The sequence below is a fragment of the Streptomyces sp. NPDC055078 genome, from assembly GCF_053607985.1.
In genome coordinates this window covers 1-3724 of the sequence record NZ_JBSGUP010000759.1, presented here as the reverse complement: position 1 = coordinate 3724, position 3724 = coordinate 1, and the positions used below count along the sequence as shown (strand labels likewise).

The 3724-nt window shown below is 71.4% G+C and carries 3 protein-coding genes; 2 read left to right on the top strand and 1 reads right to left on the bottom strand.

Annotated elements, in window-relative coordinates; translation table 11 throughout:
* Window positions 1-199: 199 nt before the first annotated feature.
* Entirely contained in the window at window positions 200-991 is a 792-nt protein-coding gene (locus tag ACWF94_RS36165) for a hypothetical protein (RefSeq protein WP_453498705.1), read from the bottom strand.
* Between the two features lie 453 nt (window positions 992-1444).
* Between ACWF94_RS36165 and purN the strand changes: the two genes are divergently transcribed.
* Both purN and purH read left to right on the top strand, forming a co-directional pair.
* The gene (gene purN / locus ACWF94_RS36160) at window positions 1445-2080 is read left to right on the top strand and encodes a phosphoribosylglycinamide formyltransferase (protein WP_453498702.1); all 636 of its coding nucleotides are present in this window, start codon (window positions 1445-1447) and stop codon (window positions 2078-2080) included.
* Window positions 2077-3675: a bifunctional phosphoribosylaminoimidazolecarboxamide formyltransferase/IMP cyclohydrolase gene (purH, locus tag ACWF94_RS36155; protein WP_453498699.1), complete on the top strand. Its 1599-nt coding sequence runs from the start codon at window positions 2077-2079 to the stop codon at window positions 3673-3675. The genes purN and purH overlap by 4 nt, the downstream gene beginning before the upstream one ends.
* The last annotated feature ends 49 nt before the right edge of the window (window positions 3676-3724 follow it).

Below are 3724 nucleotides of genomic sequence, written 5' to 3'. Positions count from 1 at the left end.
GCCCCTGGCCCCAGGCGCCTGGCCTGCGGTCAAGCGACGCCGAGCCCCTCGCGACTCCCCAGCCTCTCCCCGACGCCGAGCCCCTCCCTGGCGCCCAGCCTCTCCCCGACGCCGGGTCCGTCCCGGACGAGGACAAGGCCGGCTGACCGGGGGCACCGGGACCGCCCGGAGCACCCGGAGCACACAGCGGGGACCGCTCTTAGTCGGTCACGCCCAGGAAATCGCGGAGCGGCTCGGGGAGCTTCTCGTTGCAGGAGATCTGGCCTTCCTTGGTCAGGGCGTCCCGCTCGCAGGTGTAGTAGTCGCGGTAGACGAGCTGCGCCGCGTACACCCCGGCGACGATGATCAGCGCGATGGTGCCCATCACCAGACCGGTCACCGCGGCGGTGCGCTGCGGACGGTTCGAGGTGGCCTGTCCGGCGGGGGGTGCGGGCGGCGGTGGGGCCGATGGGTCGGTGGCGCGGCGGGGGATGTTCCCGCGCAGGGAGCTGATGGCCCAGTACAGCGCCAGGGCACCCAGCAGGAGGGCGATCTCCGTGAAGTCGAACACTACGAAGAAGAACGCCCACATGCCCGCGAGCAGGGCGTACCTGGCCCGGCGCTGGGCCGGGTCGGTGGGGTCCCAGCGCAGGCCGGGGGGCTTGCCGCCGGGGCCCTGCTGCCCGCCGTTCGGGGAGTTCGATCCGCCGGGGCGACCGCCGAAGCCGCCGCCGGAGGAGCGGCCGGGCTGCCGGCTGCTCCACTGGCTGCCCCAGCCGGACCGGTCGCCGCCGGACGAGCCGCCCGAATCCTGGGACGAGCCGCCGGACGAGTCGTCGGGCGAATCGCCGGATGAGCCGTCGGACGGGCGGTTGGCCGGACTGTCGGGCCGCCGGGGCTGCCACGGCTGATCCGGCTTGCCCTCCGGAGGCGGCGCGAAGGGGTTGTTGTCATCGGTGGACTGGCGCTCCCGCGGCAACAGGAGGTCGGTACGGTGGCGTCGGTCCCGCATCTGGTGAACGTCTTCCCCTCAGACCCTTGGCTCATGGGGTCTTGTGTCGTCGTGCCCGTCGAGGGACGGGTGCTGTCCCCTGACGCTACCTCCCGGCCCAGCCCCCGTCCCGTGGGGGCTGTCCTGCGTGCCGGTATCGTTGCTGACGGTCGGCCTCTTCGTAGGGTTCCCCGTATCGGGGAACGCGATTCGTTCGTACGACCCCACAAAGCCGTATCAGCGTCTCCGTGCGACGACCGCCCCCGTCGGCCGCACAAGGCGTCACGGCTCCGAACGCTGTCGAGCACGCACGAAACCCTACATTCGAGTCACCGCACCCGAGTCCTTCCATACGGCTCACCCCCGCACAGCAGCACCCGCACGCAACACCCGCCACACCCCGCCCGAACGCCACACCCGCACACGAGAACATCCACGCGAGACACGCGAGAACACGCGAGAAAGAGACCCGCTGTGGCCTCCCCGCCCCCTTCCGCCCGCCCCGCCCGCCTGGTCGTCCTGGTCTCGGGCTCCGGCACCAACCTCCAGGCCCTCCTGGACGCGGTCGCCGGGGACCCCCAGGGCTTCGGCGCACGTGTCGTCGCCGTCGGGGCGGACCGGGACAAGATCGCGGGACTGGAGCGCGCCGAGCGCGCCGGTCTGCCGACGTTCGTCTGCCGGGTGAAGGACCATGAGTCCCGGGACGCCTGGGACCGCGCGCTCACCGAGGCCACCGCCGCGTACGAGCCGGATCTCGTCGTCTCGGCCGGCTTTATGAAGATCGTGGGCAAGGAGTTCCTCGCCCGGTTCGGCGGTCGCTGCGTCAATACGCGCCCCGCCCTGCTGCCTAGTTTTCCCGGCGCCCACGGAGTGCGCGACGCCCTCGCGTACGGGGCGAAGGTCACCGGGTGCACCGTCCACTTCGTCGACGACGGTGTCGACACCGGCCCGATCATCGCGCAAGGCGTGGTGGAGGTCCGCGATGAGGACGACGAAGCCGCTCTCCATGAGCGCATCAAGGAAGTCGAGCGAGCGCTGCTCGTCGAGGTCGTAGGGCGTCTGGCCCGTAGCGACTACCGCATTGAGGGACGAAAGGTAGTTTTCCCGTGACTGTTGAGGCTGCTGTGGCCGAGAAGCGGGCCATCCGGCGAGCGCTCGTGAGCGTGTACGACAAGACGGGTCTCGAAGACCTCGCCCGTGGGCTGCACGAGGCGGGCGTCGAGCTGGTGTCCACCGGCTCGACGGCCGGGCGGATCGCCGCCGCCGGCGTACCGGTCACCAAGGTCGAGGAGCTGACCGGCTTCCCCGAGTGCCTGGACGGCCGGGTCAAGACGCTGCACCCGCGCGTGCACGCCGGAATCCTCGCCGATCTTCGTCTCGCCTCCCACCGCGAGCAGCTCGCCGAGCTGGGCGTCGAGCCCTTCGACCTGGTGATCGTCAATCTCTACCCCTTCCAGGAGACCGTCGCCTCGGGTGCCACCCCGGACGAGTGCGTCGAGCAGATCGACATCGGCGGCCCCTCGATGGTCCGCGCCGCGGCCAAGAACCACCCGTCGGTGGCGGTTGTCACCAGCCCCGCGCGGTACGCCGACGTCCTCTCGGCGGTCCGGAGCGGCGGCTTCGATCTGACCGCCCGCAAGCGGCTGGCCGCCGAGGCGTTCCGGCACACCGCCGCGTACGACGTGGCCGTGGCCTCCTGGTTCGCCTCGTCCTACGCGCCCGCCGACGACTCGGGCTTCCCGGACTTCGTGGGCGTCACGTACGAGCGCTCGAATGTGCTGCGCTACGGCGAGAACCCGCACCAGGGCGCCGCGCTCTACGTCAGCGCGGGCAGCGGCGGTGGCATTGGCGGTGGCAGCGGCGGTCTCGCCCTTGCCGAGCAGCTGCACGGCAAGGAGATGTCGTACAACAACTACACGGACACGGAGGCCGCCCGCCGGGCCGCGTACGACCACGCCGAGCCCTGTGTGGCGATCATCAAGCACGCGAACCCGTGCGGCATCGGGATCGGCGCGGATGTCGCCGAGGCGCACCGCAAGGCACACGCCTGCGACCCGCTGTCCGCGTTCGGCGGCGTGATCGCGGTCAACCGGCCGGTCACCGTCGCGCTGGCCGAGCAGGTCGCGGAGATCTTCACCGAGGTGATCGTCGCGCCCGCGTACGAGGACGGCGCGGTCGAGGTGCTCGCCCGGAAGAAGAACATCCGGGTGCTGCGCTGCGACGGAGGGCCCGCCGCGACCGTGGAGGCCAAGCCCATCGACGGCGGAACGCTGGTCCAGGTCACCGACCGGCTCCAGGCGGACGGCGACGACCCCGCGAACTGGACCCTGGCCACGGGCGAGGCGCTGGACGCCGCCGAGCTGGCCGAGCTGGCCTTCGCCTGGAAGGCGTGCCGCGCGGTCAAGTCCAACGCGATTCTGCTGGCCAAGGACGGTGCGTCCGTCGGCGTCGGAATGGGGCAGGTCAACCGCGTCGACTCCGCGAAGCTCGCGGTGGCGCGCGCGGGCGAGGAGCGGGCACAGGGCTCCTACGCCGCATCCGACGCCTTCTTCCCGTTCCCGGACGCCGCGGAGGTCCTGTTCGAAGCGGGTGTACGGGCCGTCGTGCAGCCGGGCGGGTCGGTCCGGGACGAGCTGGTGATCGAGGCGGCGAAGAAGGCGGGCGTGACGATGTACTTCACGGGCACGCGTCACTTCTTCCACTGAGGCGTATCTCACTGAGGCGTATCTTCCACCGAGGCGTACGGGGACGGCC